18 protein-coding genes are annotated in these 23,949 nt (G+C 73.4%); 7 read left to right on the top strand and 11 right to left on the bottom strand.

From position 1 onward, the window contains the following. Positions 1-190: 190 nt before the first annotated feature. Positions 191-622 carry a division/cell wall cluster transcriptional repressor MraZ gene (gene mraZ, locus GA0070564_RS23950; RefSeq protein WP_088973890.1) on the bottom strand — a complete coding sequence of 144 codons (432 nt, stop codon included), beginning with the start codon at positions 620-622 and terminating at the stop codon, positions 191-193. 357 nt (positions 623-979) lie between these two features. Between mraZ and GA0070564_RS23945 the strand changes: the two genes are divergently transcribed. Genes GA0070564_RS23945 through GA0070564_RS23930 form a run of 4 tightly spaced genes read left to right on the top strand, consistent with a single transcriptional unit; the run spans position 980 to position 4,413 of the window. Beyond that, entirely contained in the window at positions 980-2,227 is a 1,248-nt protein-coding gene (locus GA0070564_RS23945) for a MurT ligase domain-containing protein (protein WP_091613181.1), read from the top strand. Beyond that, positions 2,217-2,939, top strand: coding sequence for a type 1 glutamine amidotransferase (locus GA0070564_RS23940; RefSeq protein WP_091613177.1), 723 nt, complete (start codon positions 2,217-2,219; stop codon positions 2,937-2,939). Before GA0070564_RS23945 ends, GA0070564_RS23940 begins: the two co-directional genes overlap by 11 nt. Continuing rightward, a complete protein-coding gene (locus tag GA0070564_RS23935; RefSeq protein WP_091613643.1) occupies positions 2,879-3,625 on the top strand; it encodes a TVP38/TMEM64 family protein in 747 nt (248 codons plus the stop codon). The genes GA0070564_RS23940 and GA0070564_RS23935 overlap by 61 nt, the downstream gene beginning before the upstream one ends. Beyond that, positions 3,622-4,413 carry a phosphotransferase gene (locus tag GA0070564_RS23930; RefSeq protein ID WP_176730814.1) on the top strand — a complete coding sequence of 264 codons (792 nt, stop codon included), beginning with the start codon at positions 3,622-3,624 and terminating at the stop codon, positions 4,411-4,413. Before GA0070564_RS23935 ends, GA0070564_RS23930 begins: the two co-directional genes overlap by 4 nt. Positions 4,414-4,866: 453 nt before the next feature. Here GA0070564_RS23930 and leuS read toward each other — a convergent pair whose 3' ends face one another. Beyond that, positions 4,867-7,707: a leucine--tRNA ligase gene (gene leuS, locus GA0070564_RS23925; RefSeq protein WP_091613169.1), complete on the bottom strand. Its 2,841-nt coding sequence runs from the start codon at positions 7,705-7,707 to the stop codon at positions 4,867-4,869. A 431-nt stretch (positions 7,708-8,138) separates the two neighbouring features. Between leuS and GA0070564_RS23920 the strand changes: the two genes are divergently transcribed. Genes GA0070564_RS23920 through GA0070564_RS23910 form a run of 3 tightly spaced genes read left to right on the top strand, consistent with a single transcriptional unit; the run spans position 8,139 to position 12,979 of the window. Then, entirely contained in the window at positions 8,139-9,194 is a 1,056-nt protein-coding gene (locus tag GA0070564_RS23920; protein ID WP_091613166.1) for an AAA family ATPase, read from the top strand. Between the two features lies 1 nt (position 9,195). Beyond that, on the top strand, positions 9,196-10,494 hold the full coding sequence (locus tag GA0070564_RS23915) for a DUF58 domain-containing protein (RefSeq protein WP_091613163.1): 1,299 nt from the start codon (positions 9,196-9,198) through the stop codon (positions 10,492-10,494). A gap of 16 nt (positions 10,495-10,510) precedes the next feature. After that, entirely contained in the window at positions 10,511-12,979 is a 2,469-nt protein-coding gene (locus GA0070564_RS23910; RefSeq protein WP_091613160.1) for a transglutaminase TgpA family protein, read from the top strand. 339 nt (positions 12,980-13,318) lie between these two features. Here GA0070564_RS23910 and GA0070564_RS23905 read toward each other — a convergent pair whose 3' ends face one another. The 9 genes from GA0070564_RS23905 to GA0070564_RS23870 form a co-directional block, all read right to left on the bottom strand. After that, complete coding sequence (locus GA0070564_RS23905) at positions 13,319-13,714, bottom strand: DUF3040 domain-containing protein (protein WP_091613155.1); 396 nt, start codon at positions 13,712-13,714, stop codon at positions 13,319-13,321. A gap of 116 nt (positions 13,715-13,830) precedes the next feature. Then, a complete protein-coding gene (locus GA0070564_RS23900; RefSeq protein WP_091613150.1) occupies positions 13,831-15,090 on the bottom strand; it encodes a DNA polymerase IV in 1,260 nt (419 codons plus the stop codon). 37 nt (positions 15,091-15,127) lie between these two features. Continuing rightward, complete coding sequence (locus GA0070564_RS23895) at positions 15,128-16,291, bottom strand: alkaline phosphatase family protein (protein WP_091613146.1); 1,164 nt, start codon at positions 16,289-16,291, stop codon at positions 15,128-15,130. Next, on the bottom strand, positions 16,288-17,037 hold the full coding sequence (locus GA0070564_RS23890) for a methyltransferase domain-containing protein (protein WP_176730813.1): 750 nt from the start codon (positions 17,035-17,037) through the stop codon (positions 16,288-16,290). Before GA0070564_RS23890 ends, GA0070564_RS23895 begins: the two co-directional genes overlap by 4 nt. A 9-nt stretch (positions 17,038-17,046) precedes the next feature. Continuing rightward, on the bottom strand, positions 17,047-17,970 hold the full coding sequence (locus tag GA0070564_RS23885; protein ID WP_091613138.1) for a carbohydrate ABC transporter permease: 924 nt from the start codon (positions 17,968-17,970) through the stop codon (positions 17,047-17,049). After that, entirely contained in the window at positions 17,967-18,143 is a 177-nt protein-coding gene (locus GA0070564_RS29485) for a hypothetical protein (protein ID WP_176730812.1), read from the bottom strand. Before GA0070564_RS29485 ends, GA0070564_RS23885 begins: the two co-directional genes overlap by 4 nt. Then, positions 18,140-19,090 carry a carbohydrate ABC transporter permease gene (locus GA0070564_RS23880; RefSeq protein WP_245670197.1) on the bottom strand — a complete coding sequence of 317 codons (951 nt, stop codon included), beginning with the start codon at positions 19,088-19,090 and terminating at the stop codon, positions 18,140-18,142. Before GA0070564_RS23880 ends, GA0070564_RS29485 begins: the two co-directional genes overlap by 4 nt. 8 nt (positions 19,091-19,098) lie before the next feature. Then, entirely contained in the window at positions 19,099-20,451 is a 1,353-nt protein-coding gene (locus tag GA0070564_RS23875) for an extracellular solute-binding protein (RefSeq protein WP_091613135.1), read from the bottom strand. 114 nt (positions 20,452-20,565) lie between these two features. After that, positions 20,566-23,940, bottom strand: coding sequence for an error-prone DNA polymerase (locus GA0070564_RS23870; protein ID WP_091613132.1), 3,375 nt, complete (start codon positions 23,938-23,940; stop codon positions 20,566-20,568). Between the last annotated feature and the right edge of the window lie 9 nt (positions 23,941-23,949).

The raw sequence follows: 23,949 nt of genomic DNA, 5'->3' as shown, positions 1-23,949 counted from the left end.
TGAACCGTCCGTTCCTTCCGCGTCCTGCTCGTCGGGCGACGCTTGCCGTCGTACCGCCAGATCCCCATCCGCTCCCGCCCGCCGGAGGCCGCGGCCCTCCGTTACGGATCGTGCGCCTGGCACCGGGGAAGGGGTGCCAGGAACTCGAAAGCGGCTGGAGATCTCGCAGTACGTCGGGCGTCGCCACGCCCTACAGACCGCCGGGCAGCACCCCCTCCTCGATGTCGGCGAAGTCGTCTTCGCTCTCCGCGAGGTAGGTCTCCCAGGCCGTCCGGTCCCAGATCTCCACCCGGGTGCTCGCCCCGATGACCACCAGGTCGCGGTCGAGTGCGGCGTACTCCCGGAGGTGGGCCGGGATGGTGACCCGGCCCTGCTTGTCGGGGACCTCGTCGTGCGCGCTGGCGAAGAAGACCCGGTTGTAGGCCCGGGCCGCCTTGTGCGTCATCGGCTGCGCGCGCAACTGCTCCGCGATGCGCTCGAACTCGGGCATCGGGAAGACGTAGAGGCAGCGCTCCTGCCCTTTGGTGATCACGACACCCCCCGCCAGCTCATCCCGAAACTTCGCCGGAAGGATCAGCCGGCCCTTTTCGTCCAGGCGTGGGGTGTGGGTGCCGAGGAACATCGGCCCAACCCCCTCGCCCTTCCAGACGGCGTTCGCGGCGCCGCCCACCCCCCGGGCCGGTGGGCCCTCCCGGCCTCACCATCGCGCCCCACTCTACTCCACTTCCCTCCACCCGCAACCAGAATCGCCCGCGTGGCGCGCCGTTTGCGTCGCCAAAACCGCACGTCAGAGGGGGTGGAGCGGAGTGGAGGGCCCCGCCGGCCCCCGGCGGCGTCCGCTTCCCGACATCGGTCCACCCCGGTCGGCCGAGCACCGGCCGACCGGTCGCCCGGAGGGTCCGGTGCGAACGGTTAGCCGTCGGCGGCGATCTGGTGGCCCCGCCGGTCCGGTAACCTCGCTCGGGTGACGGACGCGAAGATGCCCCTGCGGGCGAAGGTGGCCAGCTCCGTGTCCCGGACGGCCGGGGCGCTCTCCCGGGCCGCCGGCCGGGGCGACGGCTCGGTGATCGGTGGCTGGATCGGCCTGAAGATCGACCCGGACCTGCTCGCCCACCTCTCCAACGGCCGCGCCATCGCGCTGGTCTCCGGCACCAACGGCAAGACCACCACCACCCGGCTCTGCGCCGCGGCGGTCGGCGTGCTCGGCCGGGTGGCCACCAACTCCTTCGGCGCGAACATGCCCACCGGGCACACCTCGGCGCTGGCCCGGGCCGGCAGCACCCCGTACGCGGTGCTGGAGGTCGACGAGCACTACCTGGCGCAGGTACTGGAGGCCACCGAGCCGCACGTGGTGGCGCTGCTCAACCTCTCCCGCGACCAGCTCGACCGGGCCAAGGAGGTCGCCATGATGGCGCAGCTCTGGCGGGCCGCGCTGATCCGGCACCCCCAGGTGCGCGTGGTCGCCAACGCCGACGACCCGATGGTCGTCTGGGCGGCCACCCCGCCGGCCGACCCGGCCCGCGGCGTCCACCCGCCGCACGTCACCTGGTTCAGCGCCGGGCAGCGCTGGCACGACGACTCCTGGGTCTGCCCGGAGTGCGGCTCCACCATCCAGCGCTCCGGCGAGCAGTGGTGGTGCAGCGGCTGCCCGCTGCGCCGGCCCGAGCCGCAGTGGACCGTCGAGGACGACGGGGTGATCGACCCGACCGGCGCCTGGCACAAGGTCACCCTCCAGCTGCCCGGCAAGGTCAACGTCGGCAACGCCGCGACCGCCCTCGCGGTCGCCGCCGAGTTCGGTGTACGCCCGGTCGACGCGGTCTCCCGGCTCGGCTCGGTCACCTCGGTGGCCGGCCGCTACGCCCAGGTCGACCGGGACGGGCGCAACATCCGGCTGCTGCTGGCCAAGAACCCGGCCAGCTGGCTGGAGGCGTTCGACATGGCCGACGTGGCGCCGACCCTGCTCTCCATCAACGCCCGGGACCCCGACGGCCTGGACACCTCCTGGCTCTTCGACGTCGACTTCTCCCCGCTGCGCGGCCGGCAGGTGCTGATCACCGGCGACCGGGCGTACGACCTGGCCGTCCGGTTGGACGTCAACGACGTGCCCTTCCAGCACGTCCGCGACTTCGACGACGCGGTCCGCGCGGTGCCGCCGGGTCGCCTCGAGGTCATCGCCAACTACACCGCCTTCCAGGACATCCGAGCGGAGCTGGACCGTGTCAACTGAGAGCCTGCGCATCGTCTGGATCTACCCCGACCTGCTCTCCACCTACGGCGACCGGGGCAACGCGCTGATCCTGGCCCGCCGGGCGCAGCGCCGTGGCATGCCGGTCGAGGTGCTGGAGGTCCGCTCCGACCAGCGGCTGCCCGCCACCGCCGACATCTACCTGATCGGTGGCGGCGAGGACGGGCCGCAGGCCCTCGGCGCCCAGCGGTTGCTGGCCGACGGCGGCCTGCACCGCGCCGTCGCCCAGGGCTCGGTGGTGTTCGGCGTCTGCGCCGGCTACCAGCTGCTCGGCACCTCCTTCTTCGCCAAGGGCACCCGCTGTGCCGGGTTGGAGCTGCTCGACATCTCCTCCGACCGGGGCCCGACCCGGGCGGTCGGCGAGCTGGCCGGCGAGGTGGACCCGCGGCTCGGCCTGCCGCCGCTCTCCGGCTTCGAGAACCACGGCGGCCGTACCCACCTCGGACCGGGCGTGGCGCCGCTGGCCCGGGTCACCGCCGGCGTCGGCAACGACGGCGCCACCGAGGGGGCGTGGCGGGGCAAGCTGCTCGGCACGTACTCGCACGGGCCGGCCCTGGCCCGCAACCCCGCCCTGGCCGACCTGCTGCTGCGCTGGGCCACCGGCATCCACCAGCTCCCGCCGCTGGACGACACCTGGGCGGACCGGATGCGCAACGAGCGCCGCGCCGCGGTGGCCGCCGCCGCCCGGCCGTGATCCCCGCCGCCCGGCGACTGCTCCGGCAGCCGTCGGCGCGACGGTTCGCCCTGCTGCTGCTCCTGCTGGCCGGATTCGCGGCGCTGCTGCCGACGCTGCCCCGACCCGACCCGCACCGGCTGCCCGAGCTGGCCGACCAACTCGGCGGGCTCGCCCCGGTGGTGGCGATCGTCGGCGGGGCCCTGCTGCTGGTGGCGCTGGTCCCCCGGACCTTCATCACGCTCGCCACCGGCGCGATCTTCGGGCCGGTGCAGGGTGCCGCGTACGCCCTCGGCGCGGCGCTGCTCGCCGCGGCGATCGGCTTCGCCGTCGGCCGGCTGCTCGGCCGGGAGTTCGTGGCGGAACGGGTGCGCGGCCGGCTGGCCCGCCTCGACGGCTGGTTCGCCCGGCAGAGCGTCTTCGGCGTGGTCACCGTCCGGCTGCTGCCGATCGCGGGGTTCGGGCTGGTCAGCTACGGCTACGGCACCACCGGCGCCCGGCTGCTGCCGTTCCTCGCCGGTAGCGTCATCGCCTCCGCGCCGACCGCCTTCGGCTACGCCGCGATCGGCGCGGCCGCCACCTCGCCGGGCCAGATCAACTGGTACGCGGCCGCCCCGGCCAGCCTCGGCCTGATCGCCAGCGCGGTGCTGGTGGCCCGCTGGTGGCGGGCCGAACGTCAGCGCCGGGCGGAGGGGGTGACGCCGTGACCGACCGGGAGGAGCTGCTGCCCGGCGGTTTCGTCACCGAGGTGGTGCGGATCGGCGACACGGTGCGGCGTACCCGGCCGGCCAACGCCGACTTCGTCGAGGCGTTGCTGCGGCACCTGGAGCGGGCCGCGCCGGGCCTGGCGCCCCGGCACCTCGGCTACGACGAGCAGGGCCGGCAGGTGCTCAGTCACGTCGACGGGCGGGTCCCCTGGCGGGAGCGGGAGGACCCCGGCTACCGCGCCGACGCGGCCCTGACCGGGTTGGCGGCGCTGATCCGCCGGCTGCACGACGCCTGCGCCGGCACCGAGCTGGCCGGCGCCGCGCAGACCGTCTGCCACCTGGACCTCTCCCCCAAGAACACCGTCTACCGGGACTCTCCCGAGGGGCCGCTGCCGGTGGCGCTGCTCGACTGGGACCTGGCCGCGCCGGGCCGGCGGATCGACGACGTGGCGTTCGCGGCGTGGCACTTCGCCGAGCTGGGCGACGACGCCGACCCGGGCGAGCTGGGCCGGCGGGCCGGGGTGCTCTGCGCCGGCTACGACGCCGCGGCCGGCGCCGTCGTGGCCGCAACGGGTCCTGGTGGCGTCGGCCGGCTGGACCGGGGCGAGCTGGTGGACGTGATGCTGCACCAGATCGAGTACACCTGGCGGGGCATCGACGCCGGCGCGGACCTCGACCGGCCGGGGATGCGCTGGCTACGCGACGCCGGCGCGGTCGACGGGGTACGCGCCTGGCAGCACTGGCTGCTCGCCCACCGGGACGCGGTGACGGCGGCGCTGCTCGGCTGAGCCGGCGAGCGGGCCGGCGCGAGCGGGCCGGACCGACGGGCCGAGCCTGGCGCATGAGCCACCGGGAGCGGACCAACGAGCCAGCCAGGCCACGGCGAGTCGAGTCCGCATCCGGCAACGCGGACGAGCGTGATGACTCTGAGGAATATTGATGACTCTCAGGTATCACGCTCAATCAGGAAACCTCCTCCGGCCGACCGCAGACCGGGCAGCCACCTGCCCACCGCGAGAACCGGCCGGACCGCGCCGCGGCGGATTGCGGCAAGCCGGTCCCGCCACGACGTTTCGCCAGTTGCCGCAGTTGGGCCCACCGGCCCGCCGGAAGCCATGACATGCCGCAACCCGGGCACGGGCCGACGCGCGGAGGCCGCGACATGCGAGATGTCGCGGCCTCCACGGCGGGTCGAGCCGCCCCGGCCTCGCCGGACGGGACGGGCGGCGGGGACGCGGTCGTCAGGCGACGACCGAGACCATCCGGCCCTTGACCACGATCACCTTGCGCGGCTCCTTGCCGCCCAGCGAACCGGCCACCGCCTCCAGCGCCGCCGACCGGACCTCGTCCTCGGCCGCGTCGGCCGCGACCTCGATCCGGCCGCGTACCTTGCCGTTGACCTGCACCGGGTACGTGACGGTCTCGGCCACCAGCAGGCGCGGGTCGGCGGTCGGGAAGTCCGCGTACGCCAGCGAGCCGGCGTGACCCAGCTTGCGCCACAGCTCCTCGGCGACGTGCGGGGCGAACGGGGCCAGCATCAGCACCAGCGGCTCGGCCACGTCGCGCGGGGTGGCCGGCAGCCGGGTGACGGCGTTGGTCAGCTCGATCAGCTTGGCGATCGCGGTGTTGAACCGGATCCCCTCCATGTCGCCACGGACCCCGTCGATCACCTTGTGCAGCAGCCGCCTCGTCGCCTCGTCGGCCGGCTCGTCGGTGACCCGCAGCTCACCGGTCTCCTCGTCGACGACCGCCCGCCAGACCCGCTGCAGGAAGCGGTACGACCCGACGACCGCCCGGGTGTCCCAGGGGCGGGACACCTCCAGCGGACCCATCGACATCTCGTACACCCGGAAGGTGTCGGCGCCGTACGCCGCGCACATCTCGTCCGGCGTGACCACGTTCTTCAGGGACTTGCCCATCTTGCCGTACTCGCGGGCGACCTCGGCCTCGCCGTGGAACCACCGGCCGTCGACCTCGACGACCTCCTCCGCCGGCACCGGGGCGCCCCGGGAGTCGCGGAACGCGTACGCCTGGATCATGCCCTGGTTGAACAGCTTGCGGAACGGCTCGAACGACGAGACGTGCCCCAGGTCGAACAGCACCTTGTGCCAGAACCGGGCGTACAGCAGGTGCAGCACGGCGTGCTCGGCGCCGCCGACGTACAGGTCGGTGCCACCGCAGTCACCGGCGGCGCGCGGCCCCATCCAGTACCGCTCGTTCTCCGGGTCGGCGAACCGGGTCGTGTTTGTCGGGTCCAGGTAGCGCAGCTCGTACCAGCAGGAGCCCGCCCACTGCGGCATCACGTTGGTCTCCCGGGTGTACCGCTTCGGGCCGTCACCCAGGTCCAGCTCGACCTCCACCCAGTCGCGCCGGCGCGACAGCGGGGTCTCCGGGTTGCTGGCGGCGTCGTCGGCGTCGAACGTCTTCGGCGAGAAGTCGTCCACCTCGGGCAGCTCGACGGGCAGCATCTCCTCGGGCAGCGCGATGGCGGCGCCGGTCTCGTCGTAGACGATCGGGAACGGCTCGCCCCAGTAGCGCTGCCGGGAGAACAGCCAGTCGCGCAGCCGCCAGGTCACCGCACCGGCGCCCCTGCCGTTGGCCTCCAGCCAGGCGATGGCCCGGGCCTTCGCGTCGGCCAGCCCCAGGCCGTCCAGGTCCAGGCCGACCTCGGGCGCGGCGCTGTTGATCCGCGGACCGTCCCCGGTGTACGCCCCACCGGCGAAACCCTCGGACGGCTGCACGGTACGCACGATCGGCAGCTCGAAGACCTCGGCGAAGGCGTGGTCCCGCTCGTCCTCGGCGGGCACCGCCATGATGGCGCCGGTGCCGTAGCCGGCCAGCACGTAGTCGGCCACGAAGATCGGCACCGGGGCGCCGGTGACCGGGTGCTCGGCGTACCCGCCGGTGAAGACGCCGGTCTTCTCCCTGGTGTCGGACTGCCGCTCCACGTCGGTCTTGGCCGCGGCGGCCTTGCGGTACGCCTCGACGGCGGCCCGCGGGCTGGCGTGCCCGCCGGTCCACACCTCCCGCGTCCCCTCGGGCCAGGCGGCCGGGACCAGGGCGTCGACCAGCTCGTGCTCGGGCGCCAGCACCAGGTAGGTGGCGCCGAAGATGGTGTCCGGCCGGGTCGTGAACACCCGCACCGGCCCCTGCCCGGTGACGAAGTCGATGTGCGCGCCGGTCGACCGGCCGATCCAGTTGCGCTGCTGCAGCTTGATCGGCTCCGGCCAGTCCAGGGTGTCCAGGTCCTCCAGCAGCCGGTCACCGTAGGCGGTGATCCGCATCATCCACTGCTTCAGGTTCCGCTTGAACACCGGGAAGTTGCCCCGCTCGGAGCGACCGTCGGCGGTGACCTCCTCGTTGGCCAGCACGGTGCCCAGCCCCGGGCACCAGTTCACCGGCGCCTGCGAGACGTACGCCAGCCGGTGGTCGTCGACGACGGCCCGCCGCTCGGCGACGGTCAGCTCGGCCCACGGCCGGCCGTCCGGGGTGGCCCGCTGTCCGCCCTCGAACTCGGCGATCAGCTCGGCGACCGGGCGGGCCCGCTTCGCGTCGGTGTCGTACCACGAGTTGAAGACCTGCAGGAAGATCCACTGGGTCCAGCGGTAGAAGTCGGTGTCGATGGTCGACACGGAGCGCCGCTCGTCGTGGGCCAGGCCCAGCCGGCGCAGCTGCTCCTTGTACCGCTCGATGTTCGCCTCGGTGGTGGTCCGCGGGTGGGTGCCGGTCTGCACCGCGTACTGCTCGGCGGGCAGCCCGAACGCGTCGAAGCCCATCGCGTGCAGCACGTTGCGACCGGCCATCCGCTGGTAACGGGCGAAGCAGTCGGTGCCGATGTAGCCCAGCGGGTGGCCGACGTGCAGCCCCGCGCCGGAGGGGTACGGGAACATGTCCAGCACGTACAGCTTCTCGGCGCCGGCGCGCGGGTGGGTCGGGTCGGCCAGCGGGCCGGTCGGGTTGGGCGCGTGGAAGGTGCCCTCCCGCTGCCAGGTGTCCTGCCAGCGCTGCTCGATGTCGCCGGCCAGCGCGGCGGTGTACCGGTACGGGGGAATGTCGGTGGCCGGTGCGGCTGCCTCACTCATGGCGTCTCCTCGGCGCGGTCATGTCGGACATGGGGAGTTTCTGCTTGCGGGCACAAAAAAGCCCCTCGCGCAGGAGGGGCGGCCGTGCTGTCGCGCGTCAGCGGATCAGCACGGCTCGGTAAGAAGCAGGAAGACTCCGGCCATGACCCGCAGTGTAGCGCGCCGGCCCCGACAGCAGGTGGGCGCGCCCACGCCCCGGGACGCCCCCGCAACGCCACGTGATCGTCCCGTTGCTCCCGGGAATCCCCGGACGGGCGAATATTCCGGGCGTAACCGACCGACCGCCTGCGGGGGTCGGCGGTGACGAGAAACATGGATAGCCTGAGAGGCCAGTGAGATTTTTGCGGCAGACGAGGCTCGCACGTCGCGAACCCAACGGCGGGTCCAGGTGCTCTATTCAGAGCTGCCGTCCGGCGACGAGGAGGAGGCCCGTGACACAACAGACCTGGGACGAGGTGGGCGGTCTGCTGCCGCACGACGAGTTCCGCGCCGCCAGTGAAGCGATCGTCGACAACATCGAGCAGGTCATCGAGGGCAAGACCGCCACCGTGCGGCTCGCCCTGGCCGTCCTGCTCGCCGAGGGTCACCTGCTCATCGAGGACGTGCCCGGGGTCGGCAAGACCAAGCTCGCCAAGGCGCTGGCCCGCTCGATCGACTGCTCGGTGCGGCGGATCCAGTTCACCCCCGACCTGCTCCCCAGCGACGTCACCGGCGTCAGCGTCTACAACCAGGAGACCCACGACTTCGAGTTCCGCCCCGGCGCGGTCTTCGCCAACCTGGTCGTCGGCGACGAGATCAACCGGGCCTCGCCGAAGACCCAGTCGGCGCTGCTGGAGTGCATGGAGGAGCGGCAGGTCACCGTCGACGGCGTGACCTACCAGCTCCAGACCCCGTTCATGGTGATCGCCACCCAGAACCCGATCGAGATGGAGGGGACGTACCCCCTCCCGGAGGCGCAGCGCGACCGGTTCACCGCCCGGATCGCGATGGGCTACCCGGGTCCCGAGGCGGAGCTGGCCATGTTGGACGGGCACGGCGCCACCGACCCGTTGCAGGAGCTGCGACCGGTCTCCGACGCGGCGACCGTCCGCCGGCTGATCGCCCACGTCCGGCAGGTACACGTCGCCGACGCGGTCAAGCAGTACGCCATCGACCTGGTCACCGCCACCCGGGAGGCCCCCGACCTGCGGTTGGGCGCCTCCCCACGGGCCACCCTGCAACTGCTGCGCACCGCCCGGGCGGTGGCCGCCCTGGAGGGACGCGACTACGTGCTCCCCGACGACCTTCAGGTGCTGGCGGTGCCGGTGCTGGCGCACCGGATCATCCCGACCGCCGACGCGCAGCTGGCCCGGCGCACCACCGACGCGATCGTCTCGGAGCTGGTGCACCGGCTGCCGTTGCCGCACGACCGCAAGCGCTCGCCGTACGACACCCGCCCACCGGCGCCGAACAACGGCCGCGGGCCGTACGAGCCGCGGAGGCCGTGACGTGCGGGAGGGGATGCGCGGCCTGACCACCCGCGGCCGGTCGTTCCTGGCCGCCGCGGTCGCCGCCGCGATCTCCGCGGCCATCCTCGGCGAGAAGGACCTGCTGCGGGTGGCCGTCCTGCTCGCGGTGCTGCCGCTGCTGGCCGCGGCGTACGTCGGGCGCAGCCGCTACAAGCTTGCCTGCAACCGGTCCCTGGAGCCGCACCGGGCGCCGGTGGGCGCGAGCTCCCGGATCGTGCTGCGCCTGCAGAACCTGTCCCGGTTGCCCACCGGGACGCTGCTGCTGGAGGACCGGCTGCCCTACGCGCTGGGCAGCCGCCCCCGGGTGGTGCTGGAACGGCTCGGCGCGCACCAGGCGAGCTCGGTGGCGTACACGGTCCGCGCGGACGTGCGCGGCCGCTACGAGGTGGGCCCGCTGGTGGTCCGGATGACCGACCCGTTCGGGCTCTGCGAGCTGTCCCGGGCCTTCCCCAGCATCGACCGGCTGACGGTGATCCCGCAGGTCGCCGCGCTGCCGTCGGTGCGGCTCCCCGGGGAGTACGCGGGCAGCGGCGACAGCCGGGCCCGGTCGGTGGCGGTGCACGGCGAGGACGACGCGGCCACCCGGGAGTACCGCCGGGGCGACGACCTGCGCCGGGTGCACTGGAAGTCCACCGCGCGCACCGGCGAGCTGATGGTGCGCCGGGAGGAGCAGCCCTGGGAGAGCCGGGCCACGGTCGTGCTGGACACCCGTGCGTACGGGCACCGGGGCGAGGGGCCGACGGCCAGCTTCGAGTGGGCCGTGTCGGCCGCGGCGAGCGTCGCGGTGCACCTGCGTCAGGCCGGCTACAAGCTGCGGCTGGTGACCGGGGCGGGCGCGGACGTGGACGCCAGCGAGGGCGCCGGTGACGGACTGATCCTGGACCACCTGGCCGACGTCCGGCTGGACAAGCGGGGCGAGTTGAGCAGCCTGGTGCAGCAGGTCCGCCAGCGCGCCGACGGTGGCCTGATCATCGCCCTGCTCGGCACGTTGAGCACGGCCGAGGCCGAGTTGTTGGCGAGCCTGCGGGGCAACGGCGCGACCTGTGTCGCGTTCCTGCTGGACAGCTCGACCTGGCTGAACCTGCCGACCAAGGCGCGGGCCGAGGCCGAGCACGCGCACGGCAGCGCGGCACTGGCCCTGATGCAGAGCGGCTGGCGGGTGATCAGCGTCGAGCACGGCGCCCGGCTGCCCGTGCTCTGGCCGCAGGCGGGACGCGGGTCGCAGGGTTTCGCGATGCGGGCGGCGATGGCCGAGACGGTAGCCGGTGGGATGCGATGACGTCGGGAGTGAGTTCATGATCGGGCAACGCAGCCTCGGATTCGTGGCGGCGGCAGCGACCCTGCTCGCGGCGGCCCCGCTGTCGGCGATCTTCCAACGCTGGACCTGGCTGATCCAGGCAGCCGTCGCGGTCACCGTGGTGGCCGGCGTCGCCGCGCTGGCCCGGATGCTCCGGGTGCCGCTCTGGGGGCAGATCCTCGGCATGCTGGCCGGCCTGCTGCTCGCGCTGACCTGGATCTTCCCGGGCGGCACGGAGCTGCTCGCCTTCCTGCCCACCCCGGCCACCATCGACCACTTCGGTGACCTGATGGCCGCGTCGGTGCAGGACATGCGGTCGTACGGCGTCAAGGTGCCGGACACCGACCCGCTGCTCTTCGTCACCGTGCTCGGGGTCGGCGGCGTGGCGATCGTGGTGGACGTGCTGGCGGTCGGGCTGCGCCGCCCGGCGCTGGCCGGGCTGCCGATGCTGGCGATCTACTCGGTGCCGGTGGCGGTCTACGTGGACAGCGTCCCCGCCGTGCCGTTCGCGATCGGCGCTGCGGGCTACCTGTGGCTGCTGCTCACCGACAACGTCGACCGGGTCCGCCGGTTCGGCCGCCGGTTCACCGGCGAGGGCCGCGACATCGACGTGTGGGAGTCCTCCCCGCTGGCCGCCGCCGGCCGCCGCCTGGCGGTGGTGGGTGTCGCGCTGGCCGTGGCCCTGCCGCTGGCGGTACCGGGGTTGAGCGGCGGCCTGCTCAACTCGTTGAACTCGGGCAACGGCACCGGCACCGGCCGGCCCGGACAGGGCGGCTCACCGAGCCGGATCGACCTCTTCGCGGCGCTCAGCGGGCAGTTGAACCAGTCCGAGACGACCGACATGGTCAAGGTGACCACCAACGAGCCGGAGCCGTTCTACCTGCGCTACGCGGTCGCCGACGATCTGCGGCCCAACGGTTTCCAGGTCCGCCAGCCCAACGGGCAGCCGGCCAACCGGAGGCTGCCGGACCCCACCGCGGAGCCCGGCCAGGGGGTGCAGCAGCGCAAGTACCGGGCCTCGGTGGAGGTCAAGAACCTCAACATGCCGTTCCTGCCCAGCTACGCCGAGCCGATCCGGATCGAGGACCTCAGCGGCGCCTGGCTGTACGACCGGGGGCAGCAGGTCCTCTTCTCCAACCGGGACAACTCCCGGGGCAAGAAGTACTCCTTCGACTACGTCCGCTCGATCTACAGCGAGGAGGCGCTGCGCCGGGCCCAACCGCTGGCGGCCGACAACCCGATCAAGCAGCAGCAGACCCAGGCCCCGGCCGTACGCGCGGTCGACCTGCTGGTCCGCAGGTTGGTGGAGGACAAGAACACCCAGTACGACAAGGTGCGCGGGATCTACGACTACTTCTCGGTGAAGAACGGCTTCAGCTACTCCAAGACCACCGAGGGCGGCAACAGCGACGAGATCACCAACTTCCTCACCAACAAGGTGGGCTACTGCCAGCAGTACGCCGTCGCCATGGCCTGGCTGGTGCGGGCCGCCGGCATCCCGGCCCGGGTGGCGTTCGGCTTCACCAACGGCAGCAACTCCTCCGGCGGCACCTACGTGCTGACCAACCGCAACCTGCACGCCTGGACCGAGGTCTACTTCGACGGGTTCGGCTGGGTCCCGTTCGACGCCACCCCCGCGTACGCGGTGCAGGGCTCGACCCGGTCGGCGTGGGCGCCGGACACCGACGCCCCGGACCCGGTCTCCCCCTCCGCCGGCAGCAGCGCGGCGCCGGGCCCCGCCGACCCCTCGCCCGGCGCGGCGGGGCGAGACAACAGCGACACGGATACCGACAACGGATTCAGCGGGAGCGCCGGCGGGCCGACGCGGGAGGCGCCGGTCTGGCCGTGGTGGACCGCCGGCATCCTGGCCCTGCTGGCCCTGCTCGCCCTGCCGGCGCTGCGCCGGATGGCGCTGCGTCGACGGCGTAGTGGCGGTCGGGCGGCCCGTCCGGTGGTGACCACCACCGCCGCCGGTCCGGCGGCGCCCGGCAGCGGCCCGATGGTGGTGGTCGAGGCGGACCCGGACCGGGCCCGGGCCGACGCCCATGCCGCCTGGGACGAGCTGCTGGACACCCTCGTCGACTACCGGGTCCTCGTCGACCGGACGGAGACCCCGCGGGCCACCGCCGACCGGCTGGTCCGCGACGAGTTGGGCGGGGACACCCAGGCCGACGGGGCGGTACGTCTGCTCGGCCGCGCCGAGGAACGGGCCCGGTACGCGCGTCAGCCGCTCACCGGTGAGGAGCTGCACCCGGCGCTGCGCGCCGTCCGTGGCGAACTGGCATCGCGGGCCGACCGGCGTACCCGGCTGATGGCCGCCGTGCTACCGCCGTCGGTGCTCCAGCGGTGGCGGACCCGCTTCACCGACCGGTCGTCCGGCCTGGTGTCGACGGTCAGCCTGGGCCGTTACCGGCTGGCCCGTCGGTTCAACCCGCGCCGGCTGCTGGCCGACCGGGCCGCCCGCTGACCCTCCCGTCACCCGGGTTCCTCGCAGTCCGGGTCCGTGGTGAGCTGGGGCCGTGGCTGAGCTGGGGCCGGCGGCAACATCGGTGAAGATGCTGCCTCGCGGCGTTCCGAGGCAGCATCTTCACCGAAGTTGTGCGGATCTCCCGGGCATCGACGTGTTCGGGACCTCGCGGCGGGATCACCTCGGCGCAGGTGGTCGGGCGGGCACGGTGCAGGGCGCACCCGGGATGCCTCAGTCCGCCGGCCGACCGATCCGGCCACCAGCCGAGGCACGGGCCCGGCCTGGGGATTCCGGCCGGGCTACGGTCCGGGGCGGCTCAGCCCCTGGGTCCTGGGCGGGTCAGCGGTGCCCCTCCGGGCGCTGTCGCCAGCGGTCCTCCAGCCGGTCAAGGAACGACGACCGCCGACCGCTGCGGCCACGCGGGCGCCGACGGCTGGTCGTGCCGCCCACCACGTGCAGGTCGGGCGACTGAGCCCGGCGTTGCGACTGCACCGCGTAACCCAGCGCGGCCAACATCACGACGAAGCCCGCCACCGCCAGGGGCGGCGTCTTGATCACCGCGCCGTAGACCAACAGGGCCAGGCCGACGATCACCACACCGGCAGCGACGAGCAGGCGACGCCGCGCGTGGAAGCGCGGATCGCTGGCGCGCACGGCCGAGGCGAATTTGGGGTCCTCGGCAAGCGACCGCTCGATCTGCTCGAACAGCCGCTGCTCGTGCTCCGAGAGCGGCACGGCACTCCTCCCCGGTCACGCTTGGTCGGCCCGGACGGGCCAACAGACCGTGGCAGCCAACCGGCTGCTTACCCGCAAGTCTACGAGGGGGGTCGCGCGTCGGAAAGCGGGACGACCTATGGCCGGGGTGGATTTTCATTTCGTCGATGATCACGGCGCCCCAACAGACTGGCCGGTCCTATGACGGATCGCCCGAATCGGGCAGCCGCGGCGTCCGCGGCGGCCTCCGCCTCCCGCCAGCCGCGCTCGGGTGCGCCCAGCGTGAGCTGCCGGGGCGTCTCGGCCACCCCGGTCAGCCCTTCGACGCGTACGCCGACGAGCCGGATCCGCTCGCCGGGGTCGAGGGCGGTGAAAAGCGCCCACGCGGTGTCGAAGATCTCCCGGGCCACGTCTGTCGGGGTTCCGACGGTGCGGGACCGGTTGACGGTGCGGAAGTCGGTCAGCCGGACCTTCAGGGTGACCGTCCGGCCGACCTGACCGGCCCCGCGCAGGCGTACGCCCACCTTCTCGCTGAGCGCCAGCAGGGACCGGCGGATCTCCACCGGGTCGGCGACGTCGGCGTCGAAGGTGACCTCGGCGCCGATCGACTTCTCCACGTGTTCCGGGGTGACCGCCCGGGGATCCCGGCCCCACGCCAGCTCGTGCAGGTGACCGGCGCCCGCGTCGCCGACCGCCCGGCGGAGCATGCCGTACGGCGCCTCGGCGAGGTCGCCGATGGTGGCCAGGCCCAGCCGGCGCAACGACTCGGCGGACCGCTCACCCACCCCCCACAGGGCGTCGACCGGCAGCGGGTGCAGGAACTCGAGCACCCGGTCGGCGGGGACCACCAGCAGACCGTCCGGCTTGGCCCGGGTGGAGCCGAGCTTGGCGACGAACTTGCTCGGGGCCACCCCGACCGAGCAGGTGATCCGCTGCTCCTCGGCGACCCGTCGACGGATCAGCCGGGCGATCTGCGCGGGCGGACCGAAGAGGCGCCGGGCGCCGGCCACGTCGAGGAACGCCTCGTCCAGGGAGAGCGGCTCGACCAGCGGGGTGACGTCCCGGAAGATCTGCATCACCGCCCGGGACGCGGCCGTGTACTGCGAGAAGTCGGGCGGCAGGTAGACCGCGTGCGGGCAGAGCGACCGGGCCCGCGCGGTCGGCATGGCGCTGCGGACGCCGTACCGCCGGGCCTCGTAGCTGGCGGAGCTGACCACGCCGCGCGGCCCGACGCCGCCCACCACCACCGGCCGGCCGCGCAGCTCGGGCCGGCGACGGACCTCGACCGAGGCGAAGAAGGCGTCCATGTCGACGTGCAGGATCGGGCTGCTCGAGTCGTCGGCGTCCGGCCCGAAGCGCGGATCACCACCGCGCGGCAACGACTGGCTCCGACCCATCCCCGCAGGCTAGCCCCCGGGTCCGACACCCCGGGAGTCAGCCGCGGACGACCAGCAGCGGAATGGTCATCTCGGCCGCCGTGTCCGCGCCGTGGTACGCCACCAGCCGCGCCTCGACCGGGTTCTCCGACCGGCTGGCCACCACGGCGGCGGTCCCCTGGCAGACGACCACCACGTCGCCGATGCGGCGCAGGTGCTCCTCGGGCACCGGCCCGAACCAGCCGGTGGCCACCGCCTCGTCGCGGGTGAGCACCCGCGCGGCCCCGCCCAGCACCGTCGCCCAGGCGGCCACCACGTCGTCCACCGCGCCCGGCTCGGCATGCAGGTAGCGGACCCGGGGCTCGCCGGCGACCACCCGCACCCCGGCCCGCAGCCGCGGGTCGGTGTCCAGGTCGAAGCGGTCGTCCCGGGGCACGTTCAGCTGCCCGTGGTCGGCGGTGACCAGCAGCGCCGCGTCCGACGGCAGGCCGTCGACCAGCCGGGCCAGCAGCCGGTCCACCTCTGTCGCGGCCAGCCGCCACGGCGCCGAGTCGACGCCGCTGAGGTGCCCGTGCCGGTCCAGGTCCGGGTGGTAGCCGGAGACCAGGGTGGGTCCGGCCCCGGCGGCCAGCGCGGTGAGCATCCGGGTCGCCAGCTCGTCGACGTCCGCGGCGCCGCGGTAGTCGCCGCCCCGGTTGGCGGCGAGGGTCAGCCCGCTGCCGGCGTGCTCCGGGCGGCTGACCACGGTCACCGCCACCCCGGCGGCCCGGGCCTGCTCGAACCGGGTGGCCACCGGCTGCCAGCGCAGCGGCTCCGGGTCGCCGGCCCACTCGATGTGGCTGAGCACCTGGTCCGTGCCGGGCACCCGCACCCGGAACCCGAGCACCCCGTGCACGCCGGGCGCCCGGCCGGTGCCGAGGGTGACCAGGCTGGTCGGGGTGGTCGACGGGAACCCCGAGGTCAGCGGCCGGCCGACGGTGGCGGCCAGGCCGGCCAGCGTCGGGGCGTACCGGGCGGCGGTGGGGATCTGGTACCAGCCGAGCCCGTCGACCAGCAGCACCGCGACCCGGCGTACGCCGTCCAGACGCGGCGCCAGGCCGAGCGGGTCGGCGACGCCGGGGACACCGAGCACCGCGAGCGCGCTGGGCAGCACGTCGGCGAGGCTGCCGCCGTCGTACGCGGGCGCCACCCGGGCCAGCGGGTCCACCGGCGGGGCGGTCATGCCGGGCGGCGGGCGAACAGGTGCAGCTGGGCGGCGAGGTCCCGGTACGGCGGCCGGGCGGCCAGCGCCCGCTCCAGCTCCACCAGGGCGGCCGGCTGGCCGTCGGCGACGGCGGCGGGCAGCAGGTCGGCGAGGACGCGTACCCCGTGGATCTCCTCGACGGTGAGCCCGGCGGCGGTGAGCAGCGCCGTGGCGCCGTCGGCGTCGTAGCGGCGGCGCAGGGTGTCCCGCGGCCCGGCGGCGCCGGCCGGGTCGGCGGCCAGCGCGGCGGCGGTGTCCAGGTGGCCGTTCATCGCCCGGCCGAGCACGGCGGCGGCCCGACCGGCGACCAGGACGCTGGCCGCCCCGCCCGGGCGCAGGGCGGCGGCCAGCGCGGCCACCACCGGCGCCGGGTCGTCCACCACCTCCAGCACGGAGTGGCAGAGCACCAGGTCGACGGCGGCCGGCTCGACCAGGCCGCCGAGCGCGTCACCGTCGCCCTGCACCGCGCGTACCCGGTCGGCGACGCCGGCCTCGGCGGCCCGGCGGGTCAGCGCGGCCAGCGCGTCGGGGCTGGCGTCGACCACCGTGACCTGGTGGCCGGCCTCGGCCAGCGGCACCGCGAAGCCGCCGGTGCCGCCGCCCACGTCGAGCACGGTGAGCCGCTCGCCGGCCCGGCGGTCCAGCTCGGCCGCCAGGACCGCCCAGATGACGGCGGTACGGGGGGTCAGCGTTCGGGTCTGCTCCACGCCGCCGAGCCTAGTCACCCGCGCCACTCAGCCCTTGCGGCCGGTGGTGGCGATGCCCTCGACGAAGTGCCGCTGGGCGAGGAAGAACAAGATGATCATGGGTACGGTGGCGATCACGCTGCCGGCCAGCACGATCTCCCACTGCTGCTCGCCGCCGTAGCCGAACCGGTCCAGCACCACCTTCAGCCCGCGCGGCAGCGTGTAGAGCTGCTCGTTGCGCAGGTAGATCAGCGGCTTGAGCAGGTCCGTCCAGCTGGCCTTGAACTCGAAGACGAAGGCGACCAGCAGGGCGGGGCGGATCAGCGGGAAGGCCATCCGCCAGAACAGCTGCGGATAGCTCGCGCCGTCCACCCGGGCCGCCTCGAAGTACTCCCGGGGCAGCGAGAGCAGGAACTGCCGGAGCAGGAAGATGTAGAACGCCGAACCGAACAGGTTGCCCGCCCAGAGCGGCACCTGGGTGTCGGTCAGGCCGAGCTTCGACCAGATGAGGTAAGTCGGGATCATGGTGACCGCGAACGGCAGCATCATGGTGGCCAGCACCAGCCCGAAGAGCAGGTTGCGCCCCGGGAAGCGGAAGTACGCGAACCCGAACGCCACCCAGGCGCTGGAGAGGGTCACCGCCGCCGCGGCGGCCACCCCGACCACCACGCTGTTCAGCAGCCAGGTGACCAGCGGCACCGAGTCCCAGGCCCGGGCGTAGTTCTCCGGGGAGAACGGCACCGGCAGGAAGCCCGGGGCGAAGACGTACTCGCGGGGGCGCAGGGACGCCGCGATCAGCCAGACGAACGGCAGCAGGAAGACCACCGCGGCGCCGAGCAGCGCCACCAGGAAGAGCACCCGCTGCCAGCGCGGCCGCCGCCCGTCCTCCACCGGCGGCCGGCGCGGCGGGGCGGAGGCCGGCTCCGGCGCGGAGACCGGCGAGGCCACGCCGCGCTCGACCGCCGCGGTCACGACTCGGCCCCGCCCGGCGCCTCGTCCTCCGCCCGCGACCGCCGGGCGTTGGCCACCGGCCCGTCGGTCACCTCGTGCTCCCGCGGCTCGGTGTGGTGCGTCGGCAGCCAGCCGGCGCCCAACCGGGTACGTCGCGAGTTGGCCACCCCGTTGTGGCCGTAGATCCCCGTCACTGGTCCTCCCCCTCGTAGTACACGAACCTGTTGCTGAGCTTCACCTGCACCAGCGTGATCAACAATATGATCAGGAACAGCACCCAGGCCATCGCCGAGGCGAAGCCCATGTGCAGGAACTGGAACGCCTCCTGGAACAGATGGATGACGTAGAACGACGCCGCGTCGCTGTTGAACCGGTTCTGCGTCTCCCGGTTGCCGAAATACATGGTGTAGACCTCGGTGAACATCTGCAGCGACGCGATCGTGTTGACGATCAGCGTGAAGAAGAGCGATCCCGAGATCATCGGCAGGGTGACGTGACGGAACCGGGCCCACGCGCCGGCCCCGTCGAGGTCGGCGGCCTCGTAGAGGTCGCGGGGCACGTTCTGCAGCGCGGCGAGGTAGATGATGACCGTCGAGCCGAGGCTCCACAGGCTCATCAGGACGATCCCGGGCATCACCCAGGTCGGATCGGTGGTCCAGCTTGGGCCCTCGATCCCGAACAGCGCCAGCCCGCGGTTGATCAGCCCGTCCTGGGTGTTGAGCAGCAGCAGGAACAGGATGCCGACGGCCACCGCCGGGGTCATCACCGGCAGGTAGAACACCGTCCGGAAGAAACCCTGGAGGCGGCCGACCCGCTTGAGCAGCAGGGCCAGGCCGAGCGAGATGGCCATCACCAGCGGCACGTGCAGCGCCGTGTAGTAGACCGTGTTGCCGAGGCTGCGGGCCACCTGCGGGTCGGCCATCAGCTCCCGGTAGTTGTCCAGCCCGGTGAAGCGCGGCGCGTTGATCACGTCGTACTCGGTGAAGCTGAGCCACAGGCTGGCGATCATCGGGCCGGCGTAGAAGACCAGGAACCCGACGATCCACGGCGCCAGGAAGAGGTACGCCCAGCGCGCCTCCCGCCGGGCCAGCGGCGTACGACGCCGCCGGCCCGGTGCGGGGGTGCTCACGGTGGTGGCCACGGCCGCTGCTACTTCGCGGCCTTGTCCAGCGCGGCGGTCGCCTCCTGCTGGGCCCGGCGCAGCGCCGCCTCCGGCTGTTCCTGCCCGGCCAACACCCGGTTCACCGCGTCGTACCACGCCTTGTCGAACTCGGCGCCGGCCGGCGAGGCCGGCATCGCGAACCCGGCCTCCTGCACGGAGCGGATGGTGGCCACCGCGTCGTCGAAGCGCTTGTTGCCGGTCGGCTGGTAGAGCTCGTCGAAGATCTTCTTGTCCGCCTCGGCGTTGCCGGTGTAGACGCCGGTGAACGGCTGGCCGGCGGCCTTACGGGCCTCGGCACGCGCCTTCGCGGCGGCGAACCAGGTGTCGGTGGCGGTCATCGTCTTGACGAAGGCGCAGGCCGCGTCGGGGTTCTTCGCCCCCTTGGTGATCACCCAGGCCTGCCCGGAGGACATGGTCAGCGGCTTGCCCTGCCGGTCGACGAAGGGCTTGACCACCAACTCGGCCTTGGGGCTGTTCTTGGCGGCCTGGTTGAGGAACCACTCCTCCATCGGCCAGGCGACGATCTGGTTCGTCGCCAGCGGGTTCTTGGCGCCGAAGAAGTCGAAGGTGTCCCGGAAGGACTTGAACTTTCCGAAGCCGCCCTGGTCGGAGATGAGCTTGACGCCGGTGGTCAGCGCCTCGACCACCTTGGGGTCGTCCAGGTTGGCCTTCGTGCCGTCGGCGGAGATCATGTCCGCGCCGTTGGCCTTGGCCCACATCGGCAGGAACTCGGGGATCTTCGGGTCGATGCCGATCCGGGAGAGCCGGCCGCCGGTGACCTTCGCCAGCCGGGCGTTGAGCGCCGGCAGCGCCGCCCAGTTCGACAGGTCCACCTGGTCGGCGGTGAGCCTGGCCTGCCTGAGCAGCGCCTCGTTCAGGTAGACGACCCGTACGCTGCTGAACTCGGGGATGGCGTACACGGTGCCGTCCAGGGTGACCTGGTCCTTCGCCGCCGGACGGTACTGGCCCATGTCGATGTTCTGCTGCTTGACGCAGTCGGTCATCGGCTGGATGGAGCCGCGCTTGGCGTACGTGCCGACCAGCTTGCGGTCCATGTAGACCAGGTCCGGCGGATTGCCCGAGGCGACCGCCGAGAGGAACTGCTGCTCGTCGAAGGCACCCTCGGTGATCTTCAGGTCGACGTCCGGGTCGGCCTTCTTGAAGGCGTCCACCCGGGTGGTGGCGATCTCGTCGGAGAGGCCGAAGCCCATGGTGGTCAGGGCGCCCTTGCCCGTGCCCCCACCGCCGGCGCTGTCGCCGCCGCCGCCCACTCCCCCGCACCCGCTGACCGCCAGGGTGAGCACCCCGGCGAGCGCGGTCACCCGCAGTGTCCGTGACATGGCACCTCCCGTGAACGCCCGGGCAACTCTGCCCGAGCGACCTGCACATCTCCGGTTGTCCGGTTCTTCAAACGTCGAGTGAGATATTCGCGTTCCCGGCGCCTGGTGCGGCGGTCAGCGGAAGTCCCGGGAGGCCGGGGTGACCGGTGGGTCGATCGCGTCGAGCCGGTCGGCGGTCAGGCTGGTCACCCCCTCGTGCCGCTGCAACCGGCCGCGTACCACCAGCGCCGCGCTGGTCCGGGCCACCCGCCGGTAGCGCTGCCACAACCCCGGCGAGCAGGTGACGTTGAGCATCCCCGTCTCGTCCTCCAGGTTGAGGAAGGTCACCCCGCCCGCGGTCGCCGGCCGCTGCCGGTGGGTGACGATCCCGCCGACCCGGATCCGCTGCCCCGGCTCCACCCGGCCCAGCCGGGCGATCGGCACCGCGCCCAGCGTGTCCAGGCGGTCGCGGATGAACCGGGCCGGATGGCTCTCCGGGGACAGGCCGGTGGCCCACACGTCGGCCTGGAGCCGGTCCACCGCCTCCATGCCGGGCAGCGTCGGCGCGGCCGCGCCGGTCACCGTGCCCGGTAACCGGCCCGGCCGATCCTGGGCCGCGGCGCCGGCGGCCCAGAGCGCCTGCCGCCGGGTCAGCCCGAAACAGGCGAAGGCGTCCGCGGTGGCCAGCGCCTCCAGCTGCCCGGCGGTCAGCCCGACCCGCCGGGCCAGGTCCGGCAGGTCGGCGTACGGGCCGTGGGCCGCCCGCTCCGCCTCGATCCGCTCGGCCACGTCGTCGCCGAGGGTACGCACGCCGCCCAGCCCCAATCGGACCGCCGGACCGCCCAGCCCCCAGGCGTGCGGCGGCTCCCCGGGCCCGCTGCCCCACCGGGTCTGCGGGGTCGACTCCAGCACCGCCTTCGCGCCGCTGGCGTTGATGTCCGGCCGGCGTACCTCGACGCCGTGCCGGCGGGCGTCGTCGACCAGGGTCTGCGGCGAGTAGAAGCCCATTGGCTGGGCGTTGAGCAGGGCGGCCAGGAACGGGGCCGGGTGGTAGCGCTTGAGCCAGGAGCTGGCGTACACCAGGTAGGCGAAGCTCATCGCGTGGCTCTCCGGGAAGCCGTAGCTGGCGAACGCGGTGAGCTTGCGGTAGACGTCGTCGGCCAGCTCCCCGGTGATGCCCCGCTCGGCCATCCCGGCGTAGAGCCGGTCGGCGATCTGCGCCATCCGCTCCACCGAGCGCTTCGCCCCCATCGCCCGGCGCAGCTGGTCGGCCCCGGCCGCGTCGAAGCCGGCCAGGTCGATGGCGAGCTGCATCAGCTGCTCCTGGAACAGCGGCACGCCGAGGGTCTTCTCCAGCGCGTTGCGCATCAGCGGGTGCGCGTACGTCACCGGCTCCTGGCCGTTCTTGCGCCGGATGAACGGGTGCACCGAGCCGCCCTGGATCGGGCCGGGCCGGATCAGCGCCACCTCCACCACCAGGTCGTAGAACTCGCGGGGCTTGAGCCGGGGCAGGGTGGCCATCTGGGCCCGGCTCTCCACCTGGAACACCCCGACCGAGTCGGCCCGGCAGAGCATGTCGTAGACCTCCGGGTCGTCCAGGGTCATGTCACCCAGGTCGAGGGTCTCGCCGATCATGTCGTAGCCGTAGTGCAGGGCCGAGAGCATGCCGAGGCCGAGCAGGTCGAACTTGACCAGCCCGACGGCGGCGCAGTCGTCCTTGTCCCACTGGAGCACGCTGCGGCCGGGCATCCGCCCCCACTCCACCGGGCAGACCTCGATCACCGGCCGGTCGCAGATCACCATGCCGCCGGAGTGGATGCCCAGGTGCCGGGGGAACGTCTGGAGCTCGTTGGCGTACGCCACCACCTGCTCGGGGATGTCCTCGACGTCGACCGCGGCGACCGAGCCCCACCGGTCGATCTGCTTGCTCCAGGCGTCCTGCTGACCGGGTGAGAAGCCGAACGCCTTCGCCACGTCCCGCACCGCCGACCGGGGCCGGTAGGAGATGACGTTGGCCACCTGGGCGGTGTGCTCCCGGCCGTAGCGGGCGTAGACGTGCTGGATCACCTCCTCTCGACGGTCGGACTCGATGTCCACGTCGATGTCGGGCGGCCCGTCCCGCTCGGGGGCGAGGAAGCGTTCGAAGAGCAGCCGGTGCCGGACCGCGTCCACGTTGGTGATCCGCAGCGCGTAGCAGACCGCCGAGTTGGCCGCCGAGCCCCGCCCCTGGCAGTAGATGTCCTGCTCGCGGCAGAAGCTGACCAGGTCGTAGACCACCAGGAAGTAGCCGGGGAAACCCAGCTCGTCGATCATCCGCAGCTCGTGCTCCAGCTGCGCGTACGCCTCCGGGTGCGCCTCGGGCGGGCCGTACCGCTCGTGGGCGCCGGCCATCGTCAGGTGGCGCAGCCAGCTCATCTCGGTGTGCCCGGCCGGCACCGGGTACGCCGGCAGCTGCGGCGCGACCAGCTGGAGGTCGAAGGCGAGCCCCGCGCCGAACTCGGCGGCCCGGGCCACCGCCCCCGGGTACGCGGCGAACCGGGCCGCCATCTCCGCGCCGCTGCGCAGGTGGGCGGTGGCGGCGGCGGGCAGCCAGCCGTCGATCTCGTCGAGGCTGCGGCGGGCCCGCACCGCGGCCACGGTGGTGGCCAGCCGGCGCCGGCCCGGGGTGGCGTAGTGCACGTTGTTGGTGGCCACGGTGGGCAGCCCGGCGGTGGCGGCCAGCTCGGCGAGGGCGTCGTTGCGGTCGGCGTCGACCGGGTTGCCGTGGTCGGTCAGCTCCACCGCCACCGTGTCGGCGCCGAAGAGCGCGGTGAGCCGGTCCAGCTCGCGGGCCGCCGCGTCGACCCCCTCGGTGAGCAGGGCTGCCGGCACGTGCCCCTTGCGGCAGCCGGTGAGCACCAGCACGTGGTCGCGCAGTTCGGCGGCGACCTCCTCCAGTTCCCCGTAGACCGGGCGGCCCTTCTCCCCACCGCGCAGCTGGGCCCGGGAGATGGTGGCGGCGAGCCGGGCGTACCCCTCGTGGCCGTGGGCGAGCACCAGCAGGTGCGCGCCGTGCGGGTCGGGTTCGCCGTTCTGCGGGCCGGGCAGCCCGAGGGAGAGCTCCGCGCCGAAGACCGTCGGCAGGTGCAGCGCGCGGGCCGCCTCGGCGAAGCGGACCACCCCGTAGAAGCCGTCGTGGTCGGTGACGGCGAGCGCGGTGAGCCCCAGCCGGGCGGCCTCCTCGGCCAGTTCCTCCGGGTGGCTGGCCCCGTCGAGGAAGCTGAAGTTGGTGTGCGCGTGCAACTCGGCGTAGGGCACGGCGGCGTCGGTTCGGGGCAGCTCGGGCGGCTCGTAGTGCTGCCGCTTGCGGCTCCAGGCCGGCGAGTCGCCGCCGTCGGCGTCGACCGCGAGCGGGTCCACCACGTGCAGGTGCCGCTCGCCCCGCCCCTTCGCGCCCCGGCCCGCCGGCCCGCCGCCGGAGAGCACCTGTTCCAGCTCCGACCAGGGCATCTTCGGGTTGTGGAAGCTCACCCGGCCGCT

Source organism: Micromonospora mirobrigensis (genome assembly GCF_900091555.1).
GTDB classification, from domain to species: Bacteria; Actinomycetota; Actinomycetes; order Mycobacteriales; family Micromonosporaceae; genus Micromonospora; species Micromonospora mirobrigensis.
Note: the sequence above shows the minus strand (reverse complement) of the source record. Positions and strands in the feature narration are given on the sequence as shown.